This is a genomic window from Bacteroides caecigallinarum, from assembly GCF_021531075.1.
GTDB lineage: Bacteria > Bacteroidota > Bacteroidia > Bacteroidales > Bacteroidaceae > Phocaeicola > Phocaeicola caecigallinarum_B.
In genome coordinates this window covers 1-2,476 of the sequence record NZ_JADYTJ010000106.1, presented here as the reverse complement: position 1 = coordinate 2,476, position 2,476 = coordinate 1, and the positions used below count along the sequence as shown (strand labels likewise).

General features: G+C 43.7%; 1 protein-coding gene. It reads right to left on the bottom strand.

Translation table 11 applies throughout. The annotated features are described in order from the left end of the window. Positions 1–206: 206 nt before the first annotated feature. The gene (locus I6E11_RS14415; protein ID WP_235338805.1) at positions 207–2,267 is read right to left on the bottom strand and encodes a TonB-dependent receptor plug domain-containing protein; all 2,061 of its coding nucleotides are present in this window, start codon (positions 2,265–2,267) and stop codon (positions 207–209) included. Positions 2,268–2,476 lie beyond the last annotated feature (209 nt).

The window sequence follows — 2,476 nt, the reverse complement described above, 5'->3', positions numbered from 1 at the left end:
ATCTTTGCCATATTAGTTTTGATTATGCTTAAAGATACAAAATCTTTAGGACATAACAAAGCCTCGGCTTGGGAAAGTCGGGGCTTTGTCATAAAAAAAGAGGGCATGCATTTTGACACACCCTCTTCCTGTTATATTATGATTAGTATCGAGAACTCTCTAAAAACAAAGATTCAATACTATTTGACAAAACATCTTTTTAATTGTCAGAATCTAAACCTATAGCTTGCTCCTGCCCTTACCCATATTCCGGGCTGCGGGATATTGCCATGATCATAGTATGTCTTGTTCAGAAGGTTGTTTCCCTCTACATATATCTTATACTGTGGCGCATTCCATGCTAATCGTGCATCCAGAAGAGAATACGGTTCGTACGGTACCATCGCATTTCCTTTCTGGTAATTACCCATACGGTCCTGCCAACGGTAAGACAAGTTCATTTCAAGCAATCTCCATATCCGGAAATTTGCCTGAGCCACAAATTTATGTCTGAGATACTCCAATGCATATTTCGACTGCAGGTTTGGTGTAGTTTCCTTGTCCTGGTCGATATAGCTGTACGATACATTGACTGAACGCACAAAAGCATCGCGCTGCATCAGTTCGCGTATATCAAACATAACAGAAGCCTCAGCACCCATTGTATTGATTACAGCATGGTTAACCGACTGCCAAGGAGCATCTTCACCTTGCGATATATCCTTTATCCAGTCTATCATATCCGTTCCGTGATAGCGGTACAGACTCAGTGTACCACGTATTCCCGGGCGAATATATTTCACTCCCACTTCCACAGCCTGCATTTCCTCAGGTTTCAGATACTTGTCGGCTTTATGACCACCAACGGAATAATACAGTTCTGTAAATGTAGGCATACGTAATGAAGTGTTATACGAGGCATAAACCTTCCAGTCGCGTGCAAATTGATAGCTGGCATCAACACCCGGGTAGAAACGGAACTTCATTTCATTGCCGGTATTCTTTACGGCTATCACTCCCGCCGAAAGAGTAAAACGCCTCAACACGATATTATGCTCCAGATGAAAGCTCAGATTAGTCCTGTTAAGTCCGAGAGTAAAATCGGCATCAGCTCCTGGTACTTTTACCGGAGAATTGAGCGGTTCTCCAAGCGATGTACTCCTTACACCTTCATTCCTGAACTCTGCGCCAAATGCTGTTTTTCCAAGGAATGTCTGGATATAGTTGTTAAGGTTCACACCATAAACATCGGTCTGATGATAATTAAACGGAGATTTATCCGGCATTCCGCGATAAAACTCAAACCTATCGTCAGAACGGTTCCAATAAACTGATGGTTTGAAATGATAAACATCACCCTTGGTTTCCGCCTGAACAGCTGTGTAATACTTTCTTACGTGTTCAAACTGCTCGTCGGAAAGAGTGCTGTAGAAAGTATTCGCGCCATAATCCTTGTTTGTGAAACCCGCATGCCAGCGTACATCTACCTGATCGTTCTCATATCTTCCCTGATAGAACAGTCTTGCATACTCAAAGTCGGCATTAAGATTTCCTGCCTTGCTACGGCTGAATCCGTCACTGCGGCTGTAGCTGCCCGAAACCTGGTTGCTCAAACCATCTTTCACATGGCTTACTATCGCCCCACCTTTGAAATAGCCGTAAGAACCGCCGTCGGCAAACACCTCTGCCCCGCTGTCCTTTGCTGTACGCGTAACGATATTGATGGCTCCCACCAGCGATGATGTGCCATACACACGTCCAGCAGGTCCTTCCAAGACCTCGATACGTTCTATTTCACTTAATTCAACAGGAAAATCGGCCGCATTATGGCCAGTTTGTGGGTCGCAGATATTTATTCCGTTCAGAAGGATAGTAATTTGGTCGAACGTTCCCCCACGAATACTTATGTCCGTTTGTACTCCCATGTCACCGCGTTGTCGGACATCAACGCCGGAGGCATACTTTAACAAGTCGTTAATACTCTGTACAGGGGCGGCGGCAATAGCCTCGCGGTCGAGTACAGTCACGATTCGTGCTGCCTGACTCACTGTGAGCGGCACACGGCTGCCGGTTACCTCCACTTCCTCCAGCTCATAAAGTTTCTCGCCTGCATTGTTGTTCTCGGCAGTCTGGGCTGATACACCCGAAACAGGTGCAGATGCCAGCATAGCTACTGTCATCACCCCGATACTAACCGTAGATTTCAATGTGGAGAACACTGCATACGAGCGGTTGGAATAGCGTCTGAAACGCATAGTCCGGCTGCTTTTCTGAATGTTTTCTTTCATTGGTTAATAATTAAATTGATTAAAAATGCGGGGCAAAGATACAAAAGTCTACATATAAAACAATAGATAGCTATTGAGCAAGTATATTTGGAGAAGACTTAATTAATAAATGGAATTACACTATTAAGTATGGAAAAGTGTAATTTAGCACACAAATCTATACTTAATAGTGTAATTCATTGCAGAATTAAAGAGGATGTAAATTAAAC

What these genes read in the sequence shown, in the direction of transcription:
- I6E11_RS14415 (WP_235338805.1), bottom strand. Translation starts at nt 2,267, where the DNA reads ATGAAAGAAAACATTCAGAAAAGCAGCCGGACTATGCGTTTCAGACGC.